21 protein-coding genes are annotated in these 22,687 nt (G+C 68.2%); 12 read left to right on the forward strand and 9 right to left on the reverse strand.

The features are described from left to right. Positions 1 to 1,308 carry a protoporphyrinogen/coproporphyrinogen oxidase gene (locus tag A7G45_RS22420; protein WP_260940351.1) on the forward strand — a complete coding sequence of 436 codons (1,308 nt, stop codon included), beginning with the start codon at positions 1 to 3 and terminating at the stop codon, positions 1,306 to 1,308. On the opposite strand, the gene A7G45_RS22425 is transcribed toward A7G45_RS22420, so the two are convergent. Continuing rightward, a complete protein-coding gene (locus tag A7G45_RS22425) occupies positions 1,284 to 2,123 on the reverse strand; it encodes an NAD-dependent protein deacetylase (protein WP_260940353.1) in 840 nt (279 codons plus the stop codon). The genes A7G45_RS22420 and A7G45_RS22425 overlap by 25 nt on opposite strands. A 58-nt stretch (positions 2,124 to 2,181) precedes the next feature. Between A7G45_RS22425 and A7G45_RS22430 the strand changes: the two genes are divergently transcribed. Continuing rightward, a complete protein-coding gene (locus tag A7G45_RS22430; RefSeq protein WP_260940354.1) occupies positions 2,182 to 4,215 on the forward strand; it encodes an NAD(+) synthase in 2,034 nt (677 codons plus the stop codon). A gap of 22 nt (positions 4,216 to 4,237) precedes the next feature. On the opposite strand, the gene A7G45_RS22435 is transcribed toward A7G45_RS22430, so the two are convergent. From A7G45_RS22435 to A7G45_RS22455, 5 genes are all read right to left on the reverse strand, one after another. After that, complete coding sequence (locus A7G45_RS22435) at positions 4,238 to 5,827, reverse strand: HNH endonuclease signature motif containing protein (RefSeq protein WP_260940355.1); 1,590 nt, start codon at positions 5,825 to 5,827, stop codon at positions 4,238 to 4,240. A gap of 90 nt (positions 5,828 to 5,917) precedes the next feature. Further along, entirely contained in the window at positions 5,918 to 7,081 is a 1,164-nt protein-coding gene (locus A7G45_RS22440) for a DUF2306 domain-containing protein (protein WP_260940356.1), read from the reverse strand. Positions 7,082 to 7,162: 81 nt separating this feature from the next. Further along, positions 7,163 to 7,369: a hypothetical protein gene (locus A7G45_RS22445; protein WP_260940357.1), complete on the reverse strand. Its 207-nt coding sequence runs from the start codon at positions 7,367 to 7,369 to the stop codon at positions 7,163 to 7,165. A gap of 240 nt (positions 7,370 to 7,609) precedes the next feature. Next, the gene (locus A7G45_RS22450; protein ID WP_260940359.1) at positions 7,610 to 8,860 is read right to left on the reverse strand and encodes a cytochrome P450; all 1,251 of its coding nucleotides are present in this window, start codon (positions 8,858 to 8,860) and stop codon (positions 7,610 to 7,612) included. Between the two features lie 65 nt (positions 8,861 to 8,925). Beyond that, positions 8,926 to 9,786, reverse strand: coding sequence for a ribokinase (locus A7G45_RS22455; protein ID WP_308204148.1), 861 nt, complete (start codon positions 9,784 to 9,786; stop codon positions 8,926 to 8,928). Between the two features lie 56 nt (positions 9,787 to 9,842). Between A7G45_RS22455 and A7G45_RS22460 the strand changes: the two genes are divergently transcribed. The 8 genes from A7G45_RS22460 to A7G45_RS22495 all read left to right on the forward strand — a co-directional run bounded on the left by A7G45_RS22460 (position 9,843) and on the right by A7G45_RS22495 (position 16,774). After that, positions 9,843 to 11,090, forward strand: a complete 1,248-nt coding sequence (locus tag A7G45_RS22460; RefSeq protein WP_260940361.1) for a glutamate-5-semialdehyde dehydrogenase — start codon at positions 9,843 to 9,845, stop codon at positions 11,088 to 11,090. 11 nt (positions 11,091 to 11,101) lie between these two features. Further along, positions 11,102 to 11,983, forward strand: coding sequence for an AAA family ATPase (locus tag A7G45_RS22465; RefSeq protein ID WP_043394622.1), 882 nt, complete (start codon positions 11,102 to 11,104; stop codon positions 11,981 to 11,983). A 10-nt stretch (positions 11,984 to 11,993) separates the two neighbouring features. Continuing rightward, positions 11,994 to 13,439: a vWA domain-containing protein gene (locus tag A7G45_RS22470; RefSeq protein WP_043394233.1), complete on the forward strand. Its 1,446-nt coding sequence runs from the start codon at positions 11,994 to 11,996 to the stop codon at positions 13,437 to 13,439. A 70-nt stretch (positions 13,440 to 13,509) separates the two neighbouring features. Next, complete coding sequence (gene nadD, locus A7G45_RS22475) at positions 13,510 to 14,124, forward strand: nicotinate-nucleotide adenylyltransferase (RefSeq protein ID WP_260940491.1); 615 nt, start codon at positions 13,510 to 13,512, stop codon at positions 14,122 to 14,124. Continuing rightward, positions 14,121 to 14,543 (forward strand): ribosome silencing factor, encoded by a 423-nt coding sequence (rsfS, locus tag A7G45_RS22480; protein ID WP_043985220.1) that lies wholly within the window; start codon positions 14,121 to 14,123, stop codon positions 14,541 to 14,543. The genes nadD and rsfS overlap by 4 nt, the downstream gene beginning before the upstream one ends. After that, a complete protein-coding gene (gpgP, locus tag A7G45_RS22485; protein WP_043985219.1) occupies positions 14,540 to 15,208 on the forward strand; it encodes a glucosyl-3-phosphoglycerate phosphatase in 669 nt (222 codons plus the stop codon). The genes rsfS and gpgP overlap by 4 nt, the downstream gene beginning before the upstream one ends. Next, positions 15,198 to 15,935 carry a diglucosylglycerate octanoyltransferase gene (gene octT, locus A7G45_RS22490; protein WP_043985252.1) on the forward strand — a complete coding sequence of 246 codons (738 nt, stop codon included), beginning with the start codon at positions 15,198 to 15,200 and terminating at the stop codon, positions 15,933 to 15,935. The genes gpgP and octT overlap by 11 nt, the downstream gene beginning before the upstream one ends. Before the next feature lie 2 nt (positions 15,936 to 15,937). Next, a complete protein-coding gene (locus A7G45_RS22495) occupies positions 15,938 to 16,774 on the forward strand; it encodes a DegV family protein (RefSeq protein WP_043985218.1) in 837 nt (278 codons plus the stop codon). Between the two features lie 9 nt (positions 16,775 to 16,783). On the opposite strand, the gene A7G45_RS22500 is transcribed toward A7G45_RS22495, so the two are convergent. The 3 genes from A7G45_RS22500 to A7G45_RS22510 form a co-directional block, all read right to left on the reverse strand. Continuing rightward, complete coding sequence (locus tag A7G45_RS22500; protein WP_260940380.1) at positions 16,784 to 18,016, reverse strand: cytochrome P450; 1,233 nt, start codon at positions 18,014 to 18,016, stop codon at positions 16,784 to 16,786. Then, positions 18,013 to 18,210 carry a hypothetical protein gene (locus tag A7G45_RS22505; protein WP_043394220.1) on the reverse strand — a complete coding sequence of 66 codons (198 nt, stop codon included), beginning with the start codon at positions 18,208 to 18,210 and terminating at the stop codon, positions 18,013 to 18,015. The genes A7G45_RS22500 and A7G45_RS22505 overlap by 4 nt, the downstream gene beginning before the upstream one ends. 68 nt (positions 18,211 to 18,278) lie before the next feature. Further along, entirely contained in the window at positions 18,279 to 20,879 is a 2,601-nt protein-coding gene (locus A7G45_RS22510; RefSeq protein ID WP_043985216.1) for a helix-turn-helix transcriptional regulator, read from the reverse strand. Between the two features lie 70 nt (positions 20,880 to 20,949). Between A7G45_RS22510 and A7G45_RS22515 the strand changes: the two genes are divergently transcribed. Beyond that, positions 20,950 to 22,071, forward strand: a complete 1,122-nt coding sequence (locus tag A7G45_RS22515; RefSeq protein ID WP_043985215.1) for a flavin-containing monooxygenase — start codon at positions 20,950 to 20,952, stop codon at positions 22,069 to 22,071. Between the two features lie 405 nt (positions 22,072 to 22,476). Continuing rightward, the gene (locus tag A7G45_RS22520; RefSeq protein WP_043394215.1) at positions 22,477 to 22,680 is read left to right on the forward strand and encodes a hypothetical protein; all 204 of its coding nucleotides are present in this window, start codon (positions 22,477 to 22,479) and stop codon (positions 22,678 to 22,680) included. Positions 22,681 to 22,687 lie beyond the last annotated feature (7 nt).

Consider the following 22,687-nt stretch of genomic DNA (forward strand, 5'->3'; position numbering starts at 1 on the left):
GTGCCGACATTTCTCATCGTCGGAGCCGGTCCGACCGGGCTCGGCGCTGCCGTCCGGCTGACCGAACTCGGCATCGACCACCTGGTGGTGGACGCGGGCGATCAAGTCGGGGGTATGGCGGCGTCGGTCCGCGACGCACATGGTTTCACCTGGGATCTTGGCGGCCACGTGCTGCACAGCCACTTCGCGGAGTTCGACCGGGCGGTCGAGGGTTCCGGGGTCAAGATGAACGACGTCGCTCGGAACGGCTGGGTGTGGCTGGACGGCAGCGGGCCGCAGGCCTTGGTGCCCACGCCCATCCAGCAGCAACTCAGCGAGATGCCCACCGACCTGTACCCGGACGCACCGCTGTACAACCTCGCCGACTATTACCGGAACAATTTCGGTGGCAAACTTTATGACGAGTTTTTCGGGCCCTACAACTACAAGATGTGGACGGCCCCGCTCGAGCAGATCGACCATGAATGGACGTCGCTGCGCAGCGGCAGTGCCGCGCCGAACGTGCCACGCCTCGGCTTGGCCGGCTCGGCGACCGGACCCGCGGGCAGTTTTCCGTATCCGATCGGCGGCACCGGCGCGCTGTGGCAGGGAGTGCACGACCGGATGCTGGCACCCGGGACGGTGCGGCTGAACACCCGCGTCGTCGACATCGACGTTTCCCGGCGGCGCGCCACGCTGGACGACGGCTCGACCGTCTCGTACGAGCACTGCGTCAGCTCTGCGCCACTGACCACGGCCTGGGGCTGGCTCGGTGGCGCCGGTGCTGAGGGGACGGCCCGGCGAAACACGCTGTGCGCCAGTCGTATCTACGCGGTCGGCCTGGGCTACCGCGGTCCGGCGCCGGAGGCGCTGGCCGACAAGACCTGGCTGTACTGCCCGGATCTCGGGGTGCCGTGGTACCGGGCCACGATGCTGAACAACTACGACCCGGCCAATGCCGGCGACGGACGCTGGAACGTGCTGTGTGAGGTGCCGCTGCTGCCGGGGCAGTCGCTGACCGGCGACGAGGCGGTGCGGCGGACCGAGGAGTCGTTGCGGGCGCTGGGCGCCGAGTCGGAGTATGTGGTCAGCCGCTTCGTGCAGGAAGTCCACATGGGCTATCCGGTGCCGACGCTGGGACGTGACGACATCGTGCGGACGGTCGACGCGCGGCTACGCGCACACGGCTTCTACAGCCGGGGCCGGTTCGGCGGGTGGCGCTACGAGTCGTCCAACCAGGACTACGGCTACCTGCAGGGCCGGCAGGCCGTGGACAACGCGCTGTCCGGTACGCCGGAGGACGTCTACTGGCACCCGGAGAGGTTCTGAGCCGGCAATTCACTGGCCAGCAGGGCGAGGATTTCCGAACAGCCGCTGTCGATCTTGACGGTGGCCAAGTCGTCGCCGCGGGTGATGCCGCGGTTGATGATCGCGACGGCCTTGCCGGCGGCGGCCGCGTGCCGGACGAAGCGGTAGCCCGAGTACACCGTCAGTGACGAGCCCGCGACCAGCAGCGCGTCGGCCTCGTCGACCAGGGCGTAGGCGTGCTGCACCCGGTCTTTCGGGACGCTGTCGCCGAAGTACACGATGTCCGGTTTGAGGATGCCGCCGCAGCGCGGACAGTCCAGGTACCGGAACGTGGCGGTGTCCTCGACGATCGCGTCGGCGTCGGGTGCCACGCCGATACTGCCGACCTCGGCCCGTTCGGTGAAACCGGGATTGAGCCGTTCCAGTTCGTCGGCCAACTCCGCGCGCGTCATGGTGTGCCCGCAGCTCAGGCAGATGACCTGCGCGTAGGTGCCGTGCAGGTTCACCACGGTCTGCGAACCCGCCTTGGTGTGCAGCAGGTCGACGTTCTGGGTGATGACGCCCGTGACCAGGCCCGCGCGTTCCAGCGCGGCCACGGCGCGGTGGCCGGCGTTGGGCCGGCGAGCGGCCATGTGCAGCCAGCCGATGTGGTTGCGGGCCCAGTACCGCTGCCGGAAGGCCGGACCGGACAGAAACTGCTGGATCGTCATCGGATTGCTCGGCGGCGAGTCCGGCCCGCGGTAGTCCGGGATGCCCGAATCGGTGGAGATGCCGGCGCCGGTCAGCACGGCGATACGCCGGTCGGCCAGCAGATTGACCAGTTCAGGAGCCTGCACGTCATCGAGGGTAGGCCGTCTGCCCTGTTACGCGACGTGACGGTGCGACAATCGTGGCGTGGACTTCTACTCCGCCTACCGGCACGGATTCGTCCGGGTGGCCGCGTGCACGCACCACACTGCGCTCGCGGACCCGGCGGCCAACGCTGCCTCGGTGCTGCGCCTGGCCCGGGACTGCCATGACGACAACGCGGCGCTGGCGGTGTTTCCCGAGCTGACGCTGTCGGGGTACTCGATCGAGGACATCCTGTTGTCGGACGCGCTGCTGGAGTCGGTGACCGAGGCGCTGGCCTCGATCGTCGAGGCGTCGGTCGAGCTGTTGCCGGTTCTGGTGGTCGGTGCGCCGCTGCGGCACCGGCATCGGATCTACAACACCGCCGTGGTGATCCACCGCGGGTCGATCCTCGGCGTGGTGCCGAAGTCGTACCTGCCGACCTACCGCGAGTTCTACGAGGCGCGCCAGGTGGCGGCCGGTGACGATGTCGAGGGCACCATCCGGCTCGGCGGTGTCGACGTTCCGTTCGGCCCCGACCTGCTGTTCGCTGCCGCCGACCTGCCGAACTTCGTTCTGCACGTGGAGATCTGCGAAGACATGTGGGTGCCGGTGCCGCCGAGCGCGACGGCCGCGCTGGCCGGTGCGACGGTCCTGGCCAACCTGTCGGGCAGCCCGATCACCATCGGCCGGGCCGACGACCGCAAACTGCTGGCCCGTTCGGCGTCGTCGCGGTGCCTGGCGGCGTATGTCTATGCGGCGGCGGGGGAGGGCGAGTCGACGACGGACCTGGCCTGGGACGGGCAGACCATGATCTACGAAAACGGTGTGCTGCTGGCCGAATCCGAGCGTTTCCCGCGCGGCGAACGACGGTCGGTCGCCGACGTCGACACCGAGCTGCTGGCCGCCGAACGGCTGCGGATGGGCACGTTCGACGACAACCGGCGCCACTTCGCCGACCGGACCTCGGGGTTCCGGCGCATCGAATTCACGCTTTCGGCGCCGGCGGGCGACATCGGCCTGCTCCGCGAGATCGAGCGGTTCCCGTTCGTGCCGTCGGATCCGCAGCGCCTGCAACAGGATTGCTACGAGGCCTACAACATCCAGGTGTCGGGTCTGGAGCAGCGTCTGCGGGCGCTGAACTTCCCGACCGTGGTGATCGGCGTGTCCGGCGGGCTGGATTCCACGCACGCCCTGATCGTCGCGGCCCGGGCCATGGACCGGGAGGGCCGGCCGCGCAGCGACATCCTGGCCTTCACCATGCCGGGCTTCGCGACCGGCGACCACACCAAGAGCAACGCCACCGCGCTGGCCAAGGCACTCGGAGTCACGTTCTCCGAGTTGGATATTCGGGACACCGCGCGGCTGATGCTTGCCGAGATGGGGCATCCCTTCGCCCGCGGCGAGGCCGTGTACGACGTGACGTTCGAGAACGTGCAGGCCGGGCTGCGCACCGACTTCCTGTTCCGGCTGGCCAACCAGCGCGGCGGCATCGTCCTCGGGACCGGTGACCTGTCCGAGCTCGGCCTGGGCTGGTCCACCTATGGTGTCGGCGACCAGATGTCGCACTACAACGTCAACGGCGGGGTGCCGAAAACCCTGATCCAGCACCTGATCCGGTGGGTGATCTCCTCTGGACAGTTCGGCGACGACGTCAACGACGTGTTGCAGTCGGTGCTGGACACCGAGATCACCCCGGAACTGGTGCCCGGCGCCGACGTCCAGAGCAGCCAGGCCAAGGTGGGACCGTATGCGCTGCAGGACTTTTCGCTGTACCAGGTGCTGCGGTACGGCTTCCGGCCATCGAAGATCGCGTTCCTGTCGTGGCATGCCTGGCGGGACGCCGCGGCCGGTGACTGGCCCGCCGGCTTCCCGGCCGACGAGCGGGTGGCATACTCGCTGGCCGATATCCGGCACTGGCTGAGAGTCTTCGTCCAGCGGTTCTACTCGTTCAGCCAGTTCAAACGGTCGGCGCTGCCGAACGGCCCGAAGGTGTCCGCGGGCGGAGCGTTGTCCCCGCGCGGCGACTGGCGGGCGCCGTCGGACATGTCGGCACGCATCTGGCTCGACGAGATCGAGCGCAACGTTCCGGAACACTGAGCTCCAGCGCGATCAGACGCGATCAGAACGGTGGCGAGCTGTCGCCGTCGATGAGTCGTTCGGCGAGTTGGAGTTTGGCTTCGGGCGTCGATTCCGGCTCCAGCAGGTCGGCCCAATTGAGGGCGCGTTCACGACGGGTGCGCCGGGTGCGGTCGTCGGTGCGGGTGCGGCGACGGGTGGGCATCATGAGGTCGCGGCCGGGATGGTCGCTCGTGGTTGCCGCAGCTGATGGTGGTGGCGTCGGGGTCGGGAAGTGTCTGTCGGGGAACAGGATTCGGCTGCCGGGCACCGTGGTGTAAGTGTGTCCGGTGGGCGCGGTCCAGATGATGGTGCCGTCGGGCTTTTGGCGGGTGTGCCATCCGGTGGCACCGTTGTAGAAGGTCTTGACCAGGTGGTGCTTGCGGCACTTGGGGGTGAGGTTGCCTGGATGGGTCGCGCCGGCAGGCCACGGGATGGTGTGGTCGAGGTCGGAGTCAACAGCAGGGCGGTCGCAGCCGGGGTGCATGCACGTCATGTCCCGCATCCGGACGTAGTTGTCGAGTGTGGTCGACGGTCGGTAGTGCGGTTGTCCGTCGGCCGGAACCTGCGGTGGGGTAACAGTTTTCAGTGTGGCACCGCGGGCGGCGAGGTCGGCCAGCAGAACGGCAGGGATGACGGGTCCGCCGGCGAGGAATCCGATGGCAGTCTGGTCGACGACGGGCTCAGGTCCCGGCCGGGTTGCCAGTGCCTCCGCGACCGGGGTGTCCGGAGTGACCGGCGGTGCCGCGTCGGGGATGTCGAGCAGCGGATCGCTCACCGGTTGCGGCTCGACCTCAGCCAGCACATGAATGATGACCGCAGCGGCGCGGGGATCGGCGCCGGCGGCAGGGCAGTCGGGATTGGCGCAGTGGCAGGGCAGGCGGTCGCCGCGGGCGGCCAGGACGCCCAGCGCGTCGGCACGCCGCTGGCCGAGGGGGCGCGGGTCGTCGTCGCAGACCTCGTGAGCCATGGCGGTGAGGGTGCGTTTGAGTAGTTCGGCGTCGGTGGCCAGCAGTAGGGCCCAGACGGACGTGACGCCGGCTGGGTCGCCGGGCTTGCCGAACTCGACGTCGCGGCCGCGGACGGTGTTGCGGGTACGGCGGACTGCGGCAGGGTCGAACTTCTCGATCCAGCTGTCGATCTGCCGGATGGTGTCGGCTTTCGACAGCGGTCCCCATTCGCGGGCGGAGCCGGCCATCGCGGTGTCGATGAGGGCGAGCGTTGCGGGGTCTTGCACGAGCTCGGTGTGCCAGCAGATCAGGGTGACCAACGCGAGTGACAGATCCCCACGGGCCAACAGTGCGCCGACGTGCGGGAGTCGGTCGCGCAGCGCCAGGGCCAGTTGCATCTGGCCGGCGGCCTGCCACCGATTGATGGTCAGGGCGGCGCCGATCTCGCACGCCGCAGCATCCCAGCCGTCGCACGCCCACAGATCGCGGTCTTCGTAGTCGACGCAGCGGCGATGAGTGAGTTCGGCGACGGCGGCCAATCGGCGGGCGGCGCTCTGGGCTTCGGCGCGCGTGGCACTGGTCATCGTGTTGACCAGAGAAGCGTCGTCGGCTTCCCTGGTTTCGACAACCAATCCTTCGAACATGCATTCGATGCTACCGAGGTCTACCGCTTCAAACCGTCTGCCAGGCGCCGATTGTGGATGAATCGCGCACTGTGGATAACTTGCCGGCGCTCAGGCGGCGGTGAGCACGTTGGGTTCGTCGTCGAGGTCGTCGGTCCGCCGCCGGGACCGCGCTGCCGCATGTACGACCAGCGCGAAGCTGGCGGTGATCGGGATGGCAGGGCCGTCCATGCCGCCGGCGAGGACGGCGTCGGCCGTGGTGAAGGCCGGCGGCACGATCTGCGCGTACAGGCTGGCCGCCGTCGGCGCCGCAGCGAAGCCCCACAAGAGCCAGCGCCACTGGCGTTCGCGCACGGTGTCGCCACCGGTGCGGGCGCGGAAGACCCCGCGTACGGCGAGCGCGATGGCGATCCAGGCCGGCACCAAATGGAAAAGCGCTAGGGAGTGCGGGATCGGCGCCGGCAGCCGGACGACCAGGCCGGCGTAGGCCAGCGATCCGACAACGGCCAGTCCCGTCGCAGCGCCGTATGACCACATCGGAGCTGAACCGACCCCCGCGTCGGACTGTGCGCGCTGAGTCAGCATGAAAGCGAAAATGGCACTGCCGGGTGCGACGACGCCGAGCACGATGGAGCCCACCCCGATATTGGTCAGCAGATCGTGCTGCGGGATCAGCGGCTGAATCCCGATCCAGACCACGCGCAGCAACGGCGCCGTCATCATCAGGGCGATGCCGTAGGTCATCCAGGCCTGGTGGGTGATCACGTCGCGGCGGCGGATCGCGTAGACCGCGTACCAGGCGCTGCCGAGCGTGCCGATTGCCAAGGCGCGCAACTGCGTTTCGAATGCCGGCCCGATGAAGTGCTGCGCGGGCGGCGTGAAGTACAGGAACACCAAGGCGGTCAACATGCTGACGGACATCAGCGCGAGATACCCGCGGCCCGTCCACCGGTGTACCGCCGGCCACCGGGTGCGCAGTCGCGTCGAGAACTGGAACATGGCCAGCGTCAAGGAAAGTCCGGCCAGTGTGGTGTGGACCATCAGGACCACGCGATGCTCGGCATAGGCGCCATGGCGAACCGCTTCGACCGATCCGTCACCGACCGCGTAGCTGCGACCGTTGATCAGGGTATTGACGGCGTCCTGCCAACGCGACATGCCGGGGGCGAACAGCGGCCACGTGTAGTTGAGCGCGAGCGGCACGTAGAAGACGGCGATGGCGACCGTGAGCAGGAAGAATCGCCGCGACACCGCGATTCCCCTGTGGTCGTCCATTTGAACGTCAGATTCTAGGGCCACGCATGGCCAACCTGCAGTATTTGCTGTATCGGCACCGATATGCGGGTTTCTGAGCGCTCAGAGTCGATCCATCTCGCGCGCCATGCACGCGTGCTCCAGATAGCTGAGGTGGACGGTCCGCGCCGCCGGAACCGGTGTGGGCGAGGCAAATGCCCGGTGTGCGGCGGCCGCGACGGCGTGCTCGACATCGGTCCACCAGTGGGCGAGTCCTGCGCGAGTGGTGGTGATACTGAACTGCATTGTGGCGGTGGGTGTTTGGTTCATCGGAGTGCTCCTTTGGAATTGGTGACTCCTACTGTCTCGCTCGGCGCTGCCCACTCCATCGGCCGTGATGCGTAATTCGCGGGGCATGGCGTGGCAGCTCCGGGTACGCCATCAGCGCATGCGTACGCGTGGATGCTTAGTCCAAGAGTGCGTGGTTGCCCTCGGGCGGTCAGCGCGAGCGCGACCCACCAGCACGATCCGGTTTAGACCGGGCCGCTGTCGGATGGAACTGTGGTGTTGCTAGGAAGCCGCCCGCCACGACTGATCGACGCGGTCGAACGCGATGGGCAGGGTGATCGGTCCGCTCAGTCCCAGCAACGGCTTCCACGGGACCGGCCCGGTCACGCGGGCGTTGGGCATGCGCTGGGTCATCAGGGCGAGCGCTTCGGCCAGCTCCATCTTGGCCAGGTGCACGCCCAGGCAATAGTGCATACCGGCACCGAAGGTCTGCATCGCTGGGGCGCCCTGACGGGTGATGTCGAGGCGGTCGGGATCGTCGTACACAGCGGGGTCGCGGTTGGCCGCGCCGGTATTCACTTGCATGAAAGTCCCTGCCGGGATCAGCATTCCGGCGAGTTCGACATCTTCGCGGGCCATCCGCAGGGAACTGATGACGATCGGGGAGTGGCGCATGGTCTCTTCGACGGCGCGGTCGGCCAGGTCGGGATGTGCACCCAGCAGAGCCCATTGTTCGGGGTTTTCACACAAGACCTGCACCGACGCAGCGACCTGGTTGCGGGTGGTGTCGGTGCCGGCCGCCAACAGCCCGGTGGAGAGCATCCGCAGTTCGTCGGCGCTCAGCCGGTCACCGTCCTCCTCTGCGCGGATGAGATCAGAGATCAGGTCATCGGTGAGGTTGTCGCGGCGCCGGGCGACCATGTCGTCGATGTAGGCGTCGAGCGCGTCCCAGGCGGTCAGGATCGCGGTCTCGTGCTCGGCGACATGCCAGTCGAAGGCCTGCATGAAGTCGTCTACCCAGTCGGACAACTGTGCCCAGTCCTCGGCTGGGGCACCGAGCAGCGCGCAGATGACCGGGGTGGGGTACTGCCGCGCGATATCGGTCACCACGTCGCAGTGCCCACGTGCGACCTGGCGGTCGACCAGGTCGCTCACGACGTCGACGACTGTCGCGCGGAGTCGGTCAATCGCGCGCCGGCTGAAGGCGGTCGCCACCAGGCGACGCAGACGGGTGTGTTCGGGGCCGTCGATGCTGATGATCGATGCGCTGGCGCGATCCCACACCGGGCCGGAGGTGATGCCCTGAGCCACCAGGAACATGCCCTGCGGGATCCGGAAACGCGGGTCCCGCAGCACCTCGTGTGCGAGGTCGTAGGTCAGCACTTCCGGTCCATGCGGCCCCATCGCGATCGGCGCCTGCTCCCGCGCCTCGCGGATGACTGCCTGCGCCTCGTCGGGGCTCTGCGCGCCGGCGTAGTCGATGGTCGGGAGCGCGGCGTCGAAGACGCTCGGCATGCCGCTTGCGGTGGTCATGGCATCGACTATCCGGCGACGCGGCCGACACATCATCAGCTAATCGGCGTATATCCGCGCGCAAGTTATGGAGCCGAGCCCAGCGCGTCCTCGATGGCCTCGTCGTACGGTGCGCAATCGCCGGCTCCCGCGGTCAGTGTGGCGAGCGCGCCGGCCGTCACGGCCCGCAGGAGGGCGTGCCGGGGGTCCGCACGCCAGCCGGCGGCCAGCACTCCGGCGAAGACGTCGCCGGCGCCGGTCGTGTCGATCGCCTCGACCTCGGGTGCCGTGATGTGGGTTTCGCCATCGGGCGTGCGATGCACCGCGCCGTCGGCGCCGCGGGTGATCACCAGATGCGGGACGGGCCAATGCCATTGTGCGGCTTCGGTCTCGTTGACGATCACCACGTCTGTCGCGGCGGCGAGTTCGGCAAGCGCACCCGGATCGGTGCCCGCCGGAGAGGCATTGAGCATGACCGTCGCGCCGCTCGCCTTGGCCGTCCGCGCCGCGGCCAACGCGGTGGACGGAGGGATCTCCAGCTGCAGCAACAGCACCTCGCAGTCGGCGACCACCGCACGAATCTGCCGTGAGTCCAGGGTCAGGTGCGCGTTGGCACCCGGCGCGACCACGATCATGTTCTCGGCGCTGCGGCCGACCATGATCGCCGCGGTGCCGCTGGGGGTCGGCAGGCTGACGACGCCGTCGAGGCCGACACCGTTGTCCTGCAGGTGCTTTCGCAATACCGCGCCGGTGGCGTCGGTCCCGAGCGCGGCGACCAGCTGGACGTCGGCACCGGCCCGGGCGGCGGCGACGGCCTGATTGCCGCCCTTGCCGCCGGGCTCCGAATGCAGCGACGACGCCAGCACCGTCTGCCCGGGTTCCGGGAGGTCGGCCAGACCGAACACCAGGTCCATGTTCACGCTGCCCACCACAGTGATCCGAGTCACCCGGCCACGGTAGCCCCGACCGGGCTGAACCGCGGATACCTCGTTACCCTGGGTTAATGAGTGTGCACGCAGCTACGGACACCGATCTGCGCCAGCAGGTACATGACGCAGCCCGGCGGGCCCGGGTCGCATCCCGTGCGCTGGCCACACTGACGACCGAAACCAAGAACCGCGCGCTGCACGCCGCGGCCGACGCCCTGCTGGCCGCGGCCGACACGGTGCTGGCCGCCAACGCCGAGGACGTCGAGGCCGCGCGCGCCGCCGGTACCGCCGAAGCGATGATCGACCGCTTGGCCCTGAACACGCAGCGGGTCGACGGCATCGCCGCCGGGCTGCGCCAGGTCGCCGGCCTGCCCGACCCGGTCGGGGAGGTGCTGCGCGGCAGCACCCTGCCCAACGGCCTGCAGATCCGCCAGCAGCGGGTGCCGCTGGGCGTCGTCGGCATGGTGTACGAGGGCCGGCCCAACGTGACGGTCGACGCCTTCGGTCTGGCCCTGAAGTCCGGCAACGCGGCCCTGCTGCGCGGCAGCTCGTCCGCGGCCCGGTCGAACCAGGCCCTGGTCACCGCACTGCGGTCCGCACTGGCCGCCGAGGGCCTGCCCGAGGACGCGGTCCAGCTGCTGCCGAGCGAGGATCGGGCCAGCGTCACCCACTTGATCCAGGCCCGCGGTCTGGTCGACGTGGTGATCCCGCGCGGCGGCGCCGGCTTGATCGACGCCGTGGTGCGCGACGCCACCGTGCCGACCATCGAGACGGGCGTCGGCAACTGCCACGTCTACGTCCATGAAGCCGCCGATCTCGACATGGCCGAGCGCATCCTGCTGAACTCCAAGACCCGTCGCCCCAGCGTGTGCAACTCGGCCGAGACGCTGCTGGTGGACCGGGCCATCGCCGACACCGCGCTGCCCCGCCTGGTCACCGCGCTGCAGGACGCCGGCGTGACGGTGCACCTGGACCCGAGCGAGGACGAGCTGCGCGCCGAGTTCCTGTCGCTGGACATGGCCGTCGCCGTGGTGGACGGAGTGGACGGCGCCATCGCGCACGTCAACGAATACGGCACCGGGCACACCGAAGCGATCGTCACGACCAACCTTGCTGCGGCCCAGCGCTTCTCGGAGCAGGTGGACTCGGCCGCGGTGATGGTCAACGCGTCGACGGCGTTCACCGACGGAGAGCAGTTCGGCTTCGGCGCCGAGATCGGCATCTCGACCCAGAAGCTGCACGCCCGCGGCCCGATGGGGCTGCCGGAACTGACATCCACCAAATGGATCGTGTGGGGCGACGGCCAGACCCGGCCCGCGTAGAGGAGAAGATCTTGAGTACACCCGCTCGTTCGGTGCCGCTGTTCGCGGACATCGATGACGTCGCCAAGCGACTCGCCGAAACCGGCTACCTGCCCGATACCGCAACGGCCACAGCGGTTTTCCTGGCCGACCGGCTGGGCAAACCGCTGCTGATCGAAGGACCGGCCGGTGTCGGCAAGACCGAACTGGCCCGGGCCATCGCCCAGTGCACCGGTTCGGAGCTGGTGCGCCTGCAGTGCTACGAGGGCGTCGACGAAGCCCGCGCGCTGTACGAGTGGAACCACGCCAAGCAGATCCTGCGCATCCAGTCCGGCCAGCAGTCCGGCGACTGGGACCAGACCAAGCTGGACGTGTTCAGCGAGGAATTCCTGCTGAGCCGTCCGCTGCTGACGGCCATCCGGCGCACCGAGCCCACCGTGCTGCTGATCGACGAGACCGACAAGGCCGACATCGAGATCGAAGGCCTGCTGCTGGAGATCCTGTCCGACTTCGCCGTCACCGTGCCCGAACTCGGCACCATCAAGGCCAAGCAGACCCCGCTGGTGGTGCTGACCTCGAACGCCACCCGCGAGCTGTCCGAGGCGCTCAAGCGCCGCTGCCTGTTCCTGCACATCGATTTCCCCGACCCCGACCTGGAGCGGCGCATCCTGCTGTCCCGGGTACCCGAGCTGCCGGAGAAGATCGCCGACGAGCTGGTGCGGATCATCGGCGTGCTGCGCGGCATGCAGCTCAAGAAGCTGCCGTCGGTCGCCGAGACCATCGACTGGGGCCGCACGGTGCTGGCGCTGGGCATGGACACCCTGGACGACGCCATGATCGCCGCCACGCTGGGCGTGGTGCTCAAGCACCAATCCGACCAGGTGCGTGCCGCCGGCGAGCTGAAGCTGAACTAGGGAAGCTGCCATGGCCGTCGCACGAACCCCAGCGCAACCGCTTGCCCCGCAAGGTATTCCGGGCCACCTGGTGGGGTTCGTCGAAGCCCTGCGCAAGGTGGGCATCAACGTCGGGCCGTCGGAGACCGTCGACGCCGGACGGGTGATGGCGACCCTTGGCCTGGGTGACCGCAAGGTGCTGCGCGAAGGCCTGGCCTGCGCGGTGCTGCGCCGCCCCGACCACCGCGAGACCTACAACGCACTGTTCGACCTCTGGTTCCCCGCGGCCATGGGGGACCGGGCCGTGCTGGAACTCGACGACGATGAGGACCCGGAGAACCGGCCCGACCGGATACCGCCCGAGGATGTCGAGGCGATGCGATCGGCACTGATCGACCTGCTCTCCGACGCCGACATGGCCAGCCTCGATGACCGGCTGATGGCGATGATCGCGCAGATCGTCGACGCCTACGGCAAGTACAACTCCAGCCGCGGCCCGTCGTACTCGTCGTATCAGGCGCTCAAGGCCATGGGGCTGGACCAGCTGGAAGGCAAGCTGCTGGCCGGCTTGCTGGCGCCCTACGGTGACGAGCCCTCACCCACTCAGGAACAGATCGCCAAAGCGATTGCCGCCAAGCGTATCTCGCAGCTGCGGCACATGGTCGAATCCGAGACCAAGCGGCGTACCGCCGAGCAGATCGGCCGCGATCACGTGCAGACGTACGGCATCCCGCAGCTGGCCGAGAACGTCGAATTCCTCAGGGCGTCAGGCGAACAGCTGCGCCAGATGCGCAATGTCGTTGCGCCCCTGGCCCGTACGTTGGCGACCCGCCTCGCGGCGCGTCGCCGTCGCTCCCACTCCGGCCAGATCGATTTGCGCAAGACACTGCGCAAGTCGATGTCGACTGGCGGCGTGCCCATCGACGTCGTCCTCAAGAAACCGCACCCGGCCCGCCCCGAGCTGGTGGTGCTGTGCGACGTGTCCGGCTCGGTGGCGGGCTTCAGCCACTTCACCCTGATGCTGGTGCATGCCCTGCGTCAGCAGTTCTCGCGCGTGCGGGTCTTCGCCTTCATCGACACCACCGACGAGGTCACCGAGCTGTTCGGGCCGGATGCCGACCTGGCCGTCGCGGTGCAGAAGATCACCCGCGAGGCCGCCGTGTACACGCGGGACGGGCACTCCGACTACGGGCACGCCTTCGTCTCTTTCCTGGACAAGTGGCCCAATGCGCTCTCGCCGCGCACAGCGCTGCTGGTGCTCGGCGACGGCCGCAACAACTACCGCAACCCGCAGGCCGACCTGCTGGCGCACATGGTGAGTGCCAGCCGCCACGCGCACTGGCTCAACCCCGAGCCCAAGCACCTGTGGGGTAGCGGCGACTCGGCCACCGCCAAGTACCAGGACGTCATCACCATGCACGAATGCCGGTCCGCCAAGCAGCTCGCGTCGGTGATCGACAACCTGCTGCCGGTCTAGTCGGCGAGGTCCTGCCACCGAGTTGGCTCCGAACACTGCCGTAAGCTGGCGAATCGTGACTCGACGCAGGCTGGGAGTGATGGGTGGGACGTTTGACCCCATCCACCATGGGCACCTCGTCGCGGCCAGTGAAGTGGCCGACCTGTTCGAGCTCGACGAAGTGGTGTTCGTGCCCACCGGGCAGCCCTGGCAGAAGCGGGACCGGCTCGTCACCGCTGCCGAGGACCGGTACCTGATGACGGTCATCGCGACGGCCGCCAACCCGCGGTTCTCGGTCAGCCGCGTCGACATCGACCGCGGCGGTCCGACGTACACCAAGGACACCCTGCGGGACCTGGCCAGGCAGAACCCTGACACCGACCTGTTCTTCATCACCGGCGCCGACGCGCTGGCCTCGATCCTGTCTTGGCAGAACTGGGAGGAGCTGTTCTCCACCGCCCGGTTCATCGGGGTCAGCCGGCCTGGCTACGAGCTCGACGGCAAGCACATCGAGGACGCGCAGAAAGAACTGCCGCCCGACGCCCTGAGCCTGGTCGAGGTGCCCGCGCTGGCCATCTCGTCGAGCGACTGCCGTCGCCGCGCCCAGGCCAACCGGCCCATCTGGTACCTGGTGCCCGACGGCGTCGTCCAATACGTATCCAAACGTGGGCTCTATCAGGCCACGAACAAGCAGGAGAACTCATGACCGCCACCCCCGAAGCCCTCAGCATGGCGACGGTCGCCGCCCGCGCGGCTTCAGCCAAGCTCGGCGAGAACATCAGCGTCATCGACGTGTCGGAGCAGTTGGTCATCACCGACTACTTCGTCATCGCCTCGGCGTCCAACGACCGCCAGGTCAACGCCATCGTCGACGAGGTCGAGGAGAAGATGCGGTGGGCAGGGCACAAGCCGGCGCGTCGCGAAGGTGCCCGCGAGGGTCGCTGGGTGCTGCTCGACTACGTCGACATCGTGGTGCACATCCAGCACCAGGAAGAGCGCGAGTACTACGCGCTGGACCGGCTGTGGCGGGACTGCCCGGCCATCGAGGTCGACCTGGACGGTGAGCTCCCGGTGAACCCGGACGGTGACGACGCGTCCGGCGAGTCCGCCGAGGGCCGAGAGTGAGGAACCGTCGCCTCCTGCTGCTGCGTCACGGCCAGACGGAGTACAACGCCACCAGCCGGATGCAGGGCCAGCTCGACACCGACCTCAGTGATCTGGGCCGGGCGCAGGCGGTGGCGGCGGCCGAGGTCCTGGCCAAGCGTCAGCCGCTGGTGATCGTCTCCTCCGACCTGCGCCGCGCTCTCGACACCGCGACGACGCTGGGCGACCAGGCCGGCATGTCGGTGTCGGTCGACGAGCGGCTGCGTGAGACGCACCTGGGGGACTGGCAGGGCCTGACCCACCACGAAGTCGATGCCATCGCGCCCGGTGCGCGGCTGGCCTGGCGTGATGACGCCCGCTGGGCGCCGCACAACGGCGAGAGCCGGGTCGACGTGGCGAACCGCAGCCTGCCGGTGGTGACCGAGCAGCTCCGCAACCTGCCCGAGTGGGGTGTCGACGAGGTCGACCGCCCGGTTGTGCTCGTCGCGCACGGCGGTCTGATCGCGGCGCTGACCGCGGCCCTTTTGGACCTGCCGGTGGACAACTGGCCGGTGCTCGGCGGCATGGGCAACGCCAGCTGGGTCCAGCTGTCCGGGCACAGTGCCGGCCTGGCCGACGACGACCCCGTGACGTGGCGTCTGGACGTGTGGAACGCTTCGGCTCAGGTGGCCAATGATGTCCTCTGACACTCGGCCCGTACTGCTCGTCTTCTGTGACTCGTTGTCCTACTACGGACCGACCGGCGGTCTGCCGTCCGACGATCCGCGCATCTGGCCGAATATCGTTGCCTCCCAACTTGGTTGGGACCTGGAACTGATCGGCCGGATCGGCTGGACCTGTCGTGACGTGTGGTGGGCCGCTACCCAGGATCCAAGGTCGTGGGCGGCGTTGCCCAAGGCCGGCGCGGTGATCTTCGCGACCAGCGGTATGGACTCGCTGCCGTCGCCGTTGCCGACGGCGCTGCGGGAACTGATCCGCTACGTGCGCCCGCCGTGGCTGCGCCGCATCGTGCGGGACGGCTATGGCTGGGTGCAGCCCCGGCTGTCGCCGATCGCGCGGCCCGCGCTCCCTGCGCACCTGACCGCCGAATACCTCGAAGAGACCCGCGCGGCAATCGATTTCAACCGTCCCGGTATTCCGTTCGTGGCGACGGTCCCGTCGGTGCACATCGCGGAGACCTACGGCAACTCGCACCGGTGGCGCGACGCCACCGTGTCGGCGATCACCGATTGGGCTGACGCACACCAGGTTCCGATCGTCGACCTGAAAGCCGCCGTCGGTGACGAGGTGATGTCGGGCCGGGCGAATCCGGACGGCATCCATTGGAACTTCGAGGCGCATCGTGCTGTCGCCGAACTCATGCTCAAGGGGCTGGCCGAGGCCGGTGTGGTGTCGCAGCGGACTGACGACTAGCCATGGCCGTGGTGGTGGTCACCGATTCGTCGGCCCGGCTTGATCCAGAAGGGTTGAAGCGCTGGGACATCCGGGTGGTCTCGCTGCACGTGCTGCAGGACGGTGTCGATTACCAGGACGGGGTCGATCCGATCCCACAGGACATCCAGGACCGGTCGCACGTGTCCACCTCGGGCGCGTCGCCTGCGGATCTGATGGACGTCTACCGGCAAGCGCTGGCTGACAGCGGCGGCGACGGCGTGGTGGCGGTGCATCTGTCGGCCGGCCTGTCGAGCACGTTCAGTTCCGCCGCGGCAGTGGGTCGCGAATTGGGTCCTGCTGTGCGCGTGATCAATTCGCGGTCAGCTGCCATGGGCGTCGGGTTCGTCGCACTGGCCGCGGCCCGGGCCGCAGCCTCCGGTGCCGACCTGGATGCCGTTGAGGCGGGGGCGCGTTCGGAATCGGGCCGGCAGCACGGATTCATCGTCGTGCATCGGCTCGACAACCTGCGCCGCAGTGGCCGGATCGGCACGGCGGCGTCCTGGCTGGGCACCGCGTTGTCGCTGAAGCCGTTGCTGCAGTTGGACATCGACGGCCGGCTGGTGCTGGATCAGCGGATTCGGACCGTGGCCAAGGCGCATGCCGCGATGATCGAGCGGGTGGCCACGCTCGTCGGTGACCGGCCTGCGTCGATTGCCGTGCACCACGTCGACAATCACGATGACGCCGCGTCGATCGGCGCCGCGCTGACTTCCCTTCTGCCCCAGGTCGATTCACTCGTGGTGACCGACATGGGGCCGGTGCTGGCAGTACACGTCGGCTCCGGGGCTGTCGGCGTGATCGTCAACGTGCAGGACTAGCGCCCCCGGTCAGTGACCGGGTTCGAAGGCGACCGGCAAGGTGGCCGGACCCGTCACTCCCAGGAAGCTCTTCCACACGGCCGGCCCGTCGAGGTGCAGGCCCGGCATGCGGGTCGACATGACCGTCATCGCCTCGGTGAGTTCGAGGCGGGCGAGGTGAGACCCGAGGCAATAGTGCAGTCCGCTGCCGAACGACAGCACAGTCGCCGGGTTGTCGCGCTCGATGTCGAACCGGTCCGGATCATCGAAGACTCGCGGATCCCGGTTCCCGGCAGCGGAATTGGCGATGATCTGGGTTCCGGCCGGGATGATCAACCCGTCGAGTTCGACGTCGACCAGGGCCTCGCGCGGCAAGCCGATGCCGATCGGTGAGTGCCGCAGTGCCTCCTCGACGCCTTTGTGGACCAGATCGGGACGTTTGGCCAGCGTCGACCACTGCTCGGGGTGTTCGCAGAACACGTGCAGGGCCGAGGCCAGCTGGTTCCGGGTGGTGTCCGTACCGGCAACGAGGATCCCGGCGGCCAGCATCAGCAATTCGTCGTGGGTCAGGTGGTCGCCGTCGTCTTCGGCACGGATCAGGTCGGAGATCAGATCGTCGGTCAGATTGTTGCGCCGGATATCGATCATCTCGTCGACATAGTCGTCGAGGTGTCGCCAGGCGGCCAGGACCATCGGCTCGTCTTCGACGATGTTCCACGCGACGAGCTTCATGAAGTCATCTGCCCAGTTGGAGAACAACTCCCAGTCTGCCCGCGGCGCGCCCAGCAGGGTACAGATGACCGGGATCGGGTACTGCCGAGCGATGTCGGCGACGACGTCGCAGCGACCGGTCGGAGCAACCGCGTCCACCAGCTCGTTGATCACCGAGGCGATCGTGGGTTGTAGTCGGGCGACCGCCCGCGGGGTGAATGCCTTGGACACCAGCCTCCGGAGGCGGTGGTGCTCGTCGCCGTCCATGGTCAACAAGCTGTGGGTGACGCGGTCCCACAACTCTCCGGAGGTGATGCCCTGTGGTTCGAGGCCCATCGCTTTGGGCTCGGCGAACCGTGGGTCCCGCAACGCGGTGTGCACCAGGTCGTACGTCAGGAGCTCGGGCCCGTGTGGACCCATCGCGATTGACGACCGCTGCCGCGCTGCGGCGAGGACTTCGTGCACCTCGTCCCAGCTGGTGGCTTCGGTGTAGTCGAAGGTGGGCAGGTCGGCGTCGAACACGCTGACGGGACCGGACAAGGTGGCGGTCATGCGGGCTCCTCGTGTTGTGCGGCTGCGAGTTTCGCTTCGCCGATGCGGTAGATGCCGGCCAGTGCCGACGGTTCGACGCCGACGTACTCGCAGATGAGGTCCGCCGCCACGCGTGCGTCGCGCAACCGGAGAGCCAGCGAGTACGCCAACGGCAGACGACGTAGCGCCTGCTCGCGGGAAGTTGACGTGGCCATGTGAGTGAGCCTGCGCGTCGCTGAGCCGACCGGACTGAGTAGACGGGTACTCGAATTTCGTGCTTGGTCTACCTCCGCAATAGCGCGGCGAGTTCGTCGCGGTTGGTGGTGCCAGTTTTGGCCATGGCGCGGTAGATATGGCCCTCGACGGTCCGGGTGGACAGGGTGAGACGTTCCGCGATGGCGCGGCTGGGGAGCCCTTGGCCGAGGAGGGTGACGATTTCGCGTTCGCGGTCAGTGAGGGGGAGGGGTTGGGCTGCCTGTCGTAATGCGGGGGTGGTGGCGCCGCATTCTCGGGCGAGGGCTTGTGCACGGGTCGAGCAGGTGAGTGCCGAGCCGCGTTGGTCGTGTCGGCGGTACGCCACAGCGGCGTGGGCGGCGGCGTCGATGGCGGCGATGAGGTCGCCGATACCTTGGAAACTTGTTGACACAGCGGCGAGTTCGTCGGCGTCGCCGGTCTGTAGTGCGGTGGCGAACCGAGCAGCCAACGCAACGCGGGGACCTTCGACAATGCCCGTGAGTTCGAGCAACCGATCGGCACCTGAGCCGTCGCCGAACTGCGCCGCGGTCTGCCACGCCAGCACTTCGTATGCCGGTCGTCCAGCACTGGCCGCGTCCGCCGCGGCGGCGCGGGTCAGTTGGACCGCTTCGGTCAGGGACCCCTCGGCGGCGGCCACCCAGGCCCGGGCCAGCGTCACTTCGGTTGTGAGGAACAACAATCCGGGATGTCGGTCGGCGTCGAGTTCGGTCATGGCCTGCCTGGCGGCCGCGGCATCGCCGGTCAACGCCAGGGCCTGAGCCACGCCCAGGCGGCAGCGGAACAGCCAGCCACCCATTTCGTGGCCGGCGGCCAGCGCCGTGAGCGCCCGCTGCAGACGACTCAGCGCATCGGGGACCTGCCCCCGGGCGAGTTGGGCCTGCCCCACGTGGACGAGGCCGCCATACGGAAACCACGTGTCCTCGAGGTCGCGCCAGGCTTGTTGGGCCACCTCCTCGGCACGATGCAGGTGACCGGCCAGTTTGAGGCCGATCATGTGTCGGTAGCTGAGACCGTTGCGCAGCACTGCGGCATTCTGTGCGGCGGTGGCCGCAGTCTGGCCGCGTGCGGCCGCGGCCTCCAGCTCGGCGACCCGACCCAACATGGCCAGCCCACCGGCCATGGCCCAGGAGGCCATGGCCGCATCGCCGTCGGGCAGCGGTCGGGCCAGCGCCTCGGTAGCTGTCCGCACCGCGGCCTGCGGCCGTCCGAGATCGGCGTGGAACGCGGCACGTTGTGCGGCCAGTATCCGTTTGGCCGGCGGATCGAGAACGGTTGCCTCGGCTTGGTCAAGGATCGCCTCGGCAGCCGTCGGCTGGCGAAGAGTCCAATAGGTGTTGTGCCCGCGCAGAGTGGCGACCTGCGCCACCTCGAGATCGGTCTGCGCCTGTTCCGCGAGCGCGGCCAGCTCCTGTTGTGCCTCCGCGGCGCGGGCCGACCAGACCATGCAGTAGCCATGTTGTATTCGGGCGGCCACGCCGCCGCCGGCCTCCACCGCGGCGCGTGCAAGCTGCCCGGCCAGTGGCGTATCCAGAAGTTGGACAGCTGATTTGGCGGCAGACAGAAACAGTTCCGGATCGGGTTGCAGGTCGGAATCGAGCGCCAAAGTGGCGCGACGCACGAGGACCCGGATGTCGTCACAGTCGGTATCGGCCGCCAATGAGCTTGCGACAAGGCCGCGGACCCGCCGGAGCCGGATCGCCGGCGCGCGCTCGCGCCGTACTTCGCCGTAGAGCGGATGAGCCAGCCGCACCTTTGCCCCGCCGTCCATATCGTCAAGGGCGACGAGGCTGCGTGCCTCGGCCTCCTCGATCGCCACGGGATCGGTGATGCGCGCGAGCAACCGAATGTCCATCGGCTCGCCGACTGCCAGGACGTCGATTACGTCGCCGACCGCCGTGGGTAGCGCACCCATCCGGGACTCGATCATTTCCACCAGCGCCGGCGCGACGGACATCCCCCCGGTCCAGCGCCAGCACCCGTGCTCGGACGCCAGACGCCCTGCCGAAACTTCCTGCTCCACCATGTGGTGCAGGTAGAGGGCGTTGCCGCGCGTCAGACTCCACAACCGGTGTCCTGTGCCTGGATCGATGATCCCGCCGAGGGTGACGCCCAGGAGATTGACGGTCTCTTCGGCGGACAACGGCTGCAGGTCGATACGTTCAAGGTCTCCGACACTCCAAATCTCTTGAACGCCAGGGGGAATCGTCTCCCCGTCGCGGAGGGTCAGGATGACCTTGGCGACCCGCCGCCGGACGATCTGATGCAGGACGAAGGCCGAGAGATCATCGAGGAGGTGGACGTCGTCGACTCCCACGATGACCCCTGCACCATGCGGACTGCCGGTCAGGGCATCGACCACGAGCCGAACCAGTTGAGGGCCGTTCATGTCGGCCGTCACCCATGCGGCGAGTGCGCCGAGTGGCAGTGCGCGGGCCGATGAGGTGGCCACCGCCCACTGCGTGATGGAGCCCTTCCCGGCCGCGTGCGCGAGGGCCTCTTGCGCCACCCGGCTCTTGCCGACGCCGGCTGCGCCGCGGAGTACGACACCGGACGAGTCGGGGTCGGACATCGCGGCGTCGATGGCCGCAAGTTCTTCCTCGCGGCCGGTAAGTGGCCACGTCAGGCGCACATAGACAGCGTATGCGGGAACAGTGCGACGGTTCTAGACTCAGCTTGACCATGTGCCTCGGGGAGGTGACGTGCCCGAGTATCCGGTGGTGGTAATTGGGGCGGGTCCGGTCGGCGTCGCGATGGCGCTGAGCCTGCGTGTGCGCGGAATCAGCGCTCTGGTGATCGAGCGCGGTGACGGTGTCGGCGCGGCATGGCGCGCTCGCTACGACGGTCTTCATCTCAACACCGAAAAGCACTCATCGCACCTGCCTGGGATCCGATACCCAAGGCACACTTCGATGTTCCCGTCACGCGACGAAGTCATCCGACACCTCGAAACGGGTGCCGAGGCTCTGGATATCCGGTTCAACACCGTCGCCGAGCGGATCGACCGCCGGCCGGTGGGCTGGCGGCTGACGACTTCGACCGGTGCCGTCGACACCCGGAATGTCATCGTCGCGACCGGCCATGAGCACACCCCTCACCTGCCGGAATGGGATGGTGCGCAACGCTTCACCGGCCAGGTGTTGCACTCGTCGGAGTACCGCAACGCCGCCCCCTTCGTCGGCGAGCGGGTGCTGGTGGTCGGTTGCGGATCGTCGGGAATGGAGATCGCCAACGAATTGGTGACCGGCGGGGCAGCGGAAGTCTGGATGGCCACTCGAACGCCGCCGAACATCCTGCTGCGCACCGGCCCGGCAGGGCTGCCGGGGAACGCCATTGCGACGCCGCTGTACCACCTTCCGACGCGCCTCGCAGACAAGATCGCCCGCATCGCACGGCTCAGAGCGATCGGGGACCTGACGTCGTTCGGTCTCCCGATACCGGATGAGGGCCCGTTCTCCCGATCCGCGCGGCTCGGCGTCGCACCGTCAATCGTCGACAAGGAGGTAGTCGACGCAATCAAGGCCGGACGCATCGAGGTCGTCTCGGCGCCCGCGTCATTCGATGGCGACGCGGTCCGGCTGATGGACGACACCCAGGTGCACCCCGACGCGGTGATCTGTGCGACCGGCTATCGGCGCGGTTTGGACGGGCTCGTCGGGCACCTGGGCGTCCTCGACGAGCGTGGAGCGCCCTTGGCGCGTAGCGGCAAAGCGGTCCTCGAAGGTCTTCGGTTCCTGGGGTATCAGCCGAGGCCATCGCAATTCGGCTACGCCTGTCGACGCTCCCGGAGTATCGCGCGCGACATCGCTGCCGGCCTTCGCTGAGAGTCACTGCCGCAGCAGCAAGGCGAGTTCGTCGCGGACGGTGAGTCGCTCGGCGATGGCGCGGCTGGCGCGGTCTTGATCGGGGAACTGACCATGCCTTGGCAAGCCGCCACCCACGCATGCGCCAACTCATATTCGTAGTCGTACAGCCTCCAGCTGGGGTGGCGCTTCCGCTCAAGAGCGGTTTGGGCAACGACAGCTTCTTCGGCGGGACCTCGCATCGCAACGGCCGCCGTCCAGGGCAGTTGGCAGATCGGGTCGCGCAGGCCCAACTACACAGGTAGGGGACCGCCACGCGGGCTCGGTTTCGAGTACCTGTCTACTCGCGCTCAGGAGTCGCCGTCACCGCACTCTGAAATCAAGAGCGGCACCCCTCGCCGCTGACCCGATTGAAAGGTGACGACGATGAGCCACACCATGCACCTCGGCTGGACCCACGCCCTGCCGATTCACGCACCCACCGCGCCTCGGTGGTTCACGACGGTGGAACGGGCGGTCGCGCAGGCGCGCACCTGGCTCGCCGCCGAGCACACTGCGAGCCCGGTGTTCGAAACCCACGTCGGCTACATCGAGGACGCGCTGATGGCACGCGAAATGTACCGGCTGTGAATGCTTT

The sequence above is a fragment of the Mycolicibacterium llatzerense genome (assembly GCF_025331195.1).
In the GTDB taxonomy this organism is placed as follows: Bacteria; Actinomycetota; Actinomycetes; order Mycobacteriales; family Mycobacteriaceae; genus Mycobacterium; species Mycobacterium llatzerense.

Excerpts from the sequence above, each read along its gene's own strand:
- A7G45_RS22495 (WP_043985218.1), top strand. The coding sequence starts at position 15,938 with ATGGCCGTGGTGGTGGTCACCGATTCGTCGGCCCGGCTTGATCCAGAA.
- A7G45_RS22435 (WP_260940355.1), bottom strand. The coding sequence starts at position 5,827 with ATGTTCGAAGGATTGGTTGTCGAAACCAGGGAAGCCGACGACGCTTCT.
- A7G45_RS22470 (WP_043394233.1), top strand. The coding sequence starts at position 11,994 with ATGGCCGTCGCACGAACCCCAGCGCAACCGCTTGCCCCGCAAGGTATT.
- octT (WP_043985252.1), top strand. The coding sequence starts at position 15,198 with ATGTCCTCTGACACTCGGCCCGTACTGCTCGTCTTCTGTGACTCGTTG.
- A7G45_RS22500 (WP_260940380.1), bottom strand. The coding sequence starts at position 18,016 with ATGACCGCCACCTTGTCCGGTCCCGTCAGCGTGTTCGACGCCGACCTG.
- A7G45_RS22450 (WP_260940359.1), bottom strand. The coding sequence starts at position 8,860 with ATGACCACCGCAAGCGGCATGCCGAGCGTCTTCGACGCCGCGCTCCCG.
- A7G45_RS22440 (WP_260940356.1), bottom strand. The coding sequence starts at position 7,081 with ATGGACGACCACAGGGGAATCGCGGTGTCGCGGCGATTCTTCCTGCTC.
- rsfS (WP_043985220.1), top strand. The coding sequence starts at position 14,121 with ATGACCGCCACCCCCGAAGCCCTCAGCATGGCGACGGTCGCCGCCCGC.
- A7G45_RS22520 (WP_043394215.1), top strand. The coding sequence starts at position 22,477 with ATGAGCCACACCATGCACCTCGGCTGGACCCACGCCCTGCCGATTCAC.
- A7G45_RS22460 (WP_260940361.1), top strand. The coding sequence starts at position 9,843 with ATGAGTGTGCACGCAGCTACGGACACCGATCTGCGCCAGCAGGTACAT.
- A7G45_RS22445 (WP_260940357.1), bottom strand. The coding sequence starts at position 7,369 with ATGAACCAAACACCCACCGCCACAATGCAGTTCAGTATCACCACCACT.
- A7G45_RS22505 (WP_043394220.1), bottom strand. The coding sequence starts at position 18,210 with ATGGCCACGTCAACTTCCCGCGAGCAGGCGCTACGTCGTCTGCCGTTG.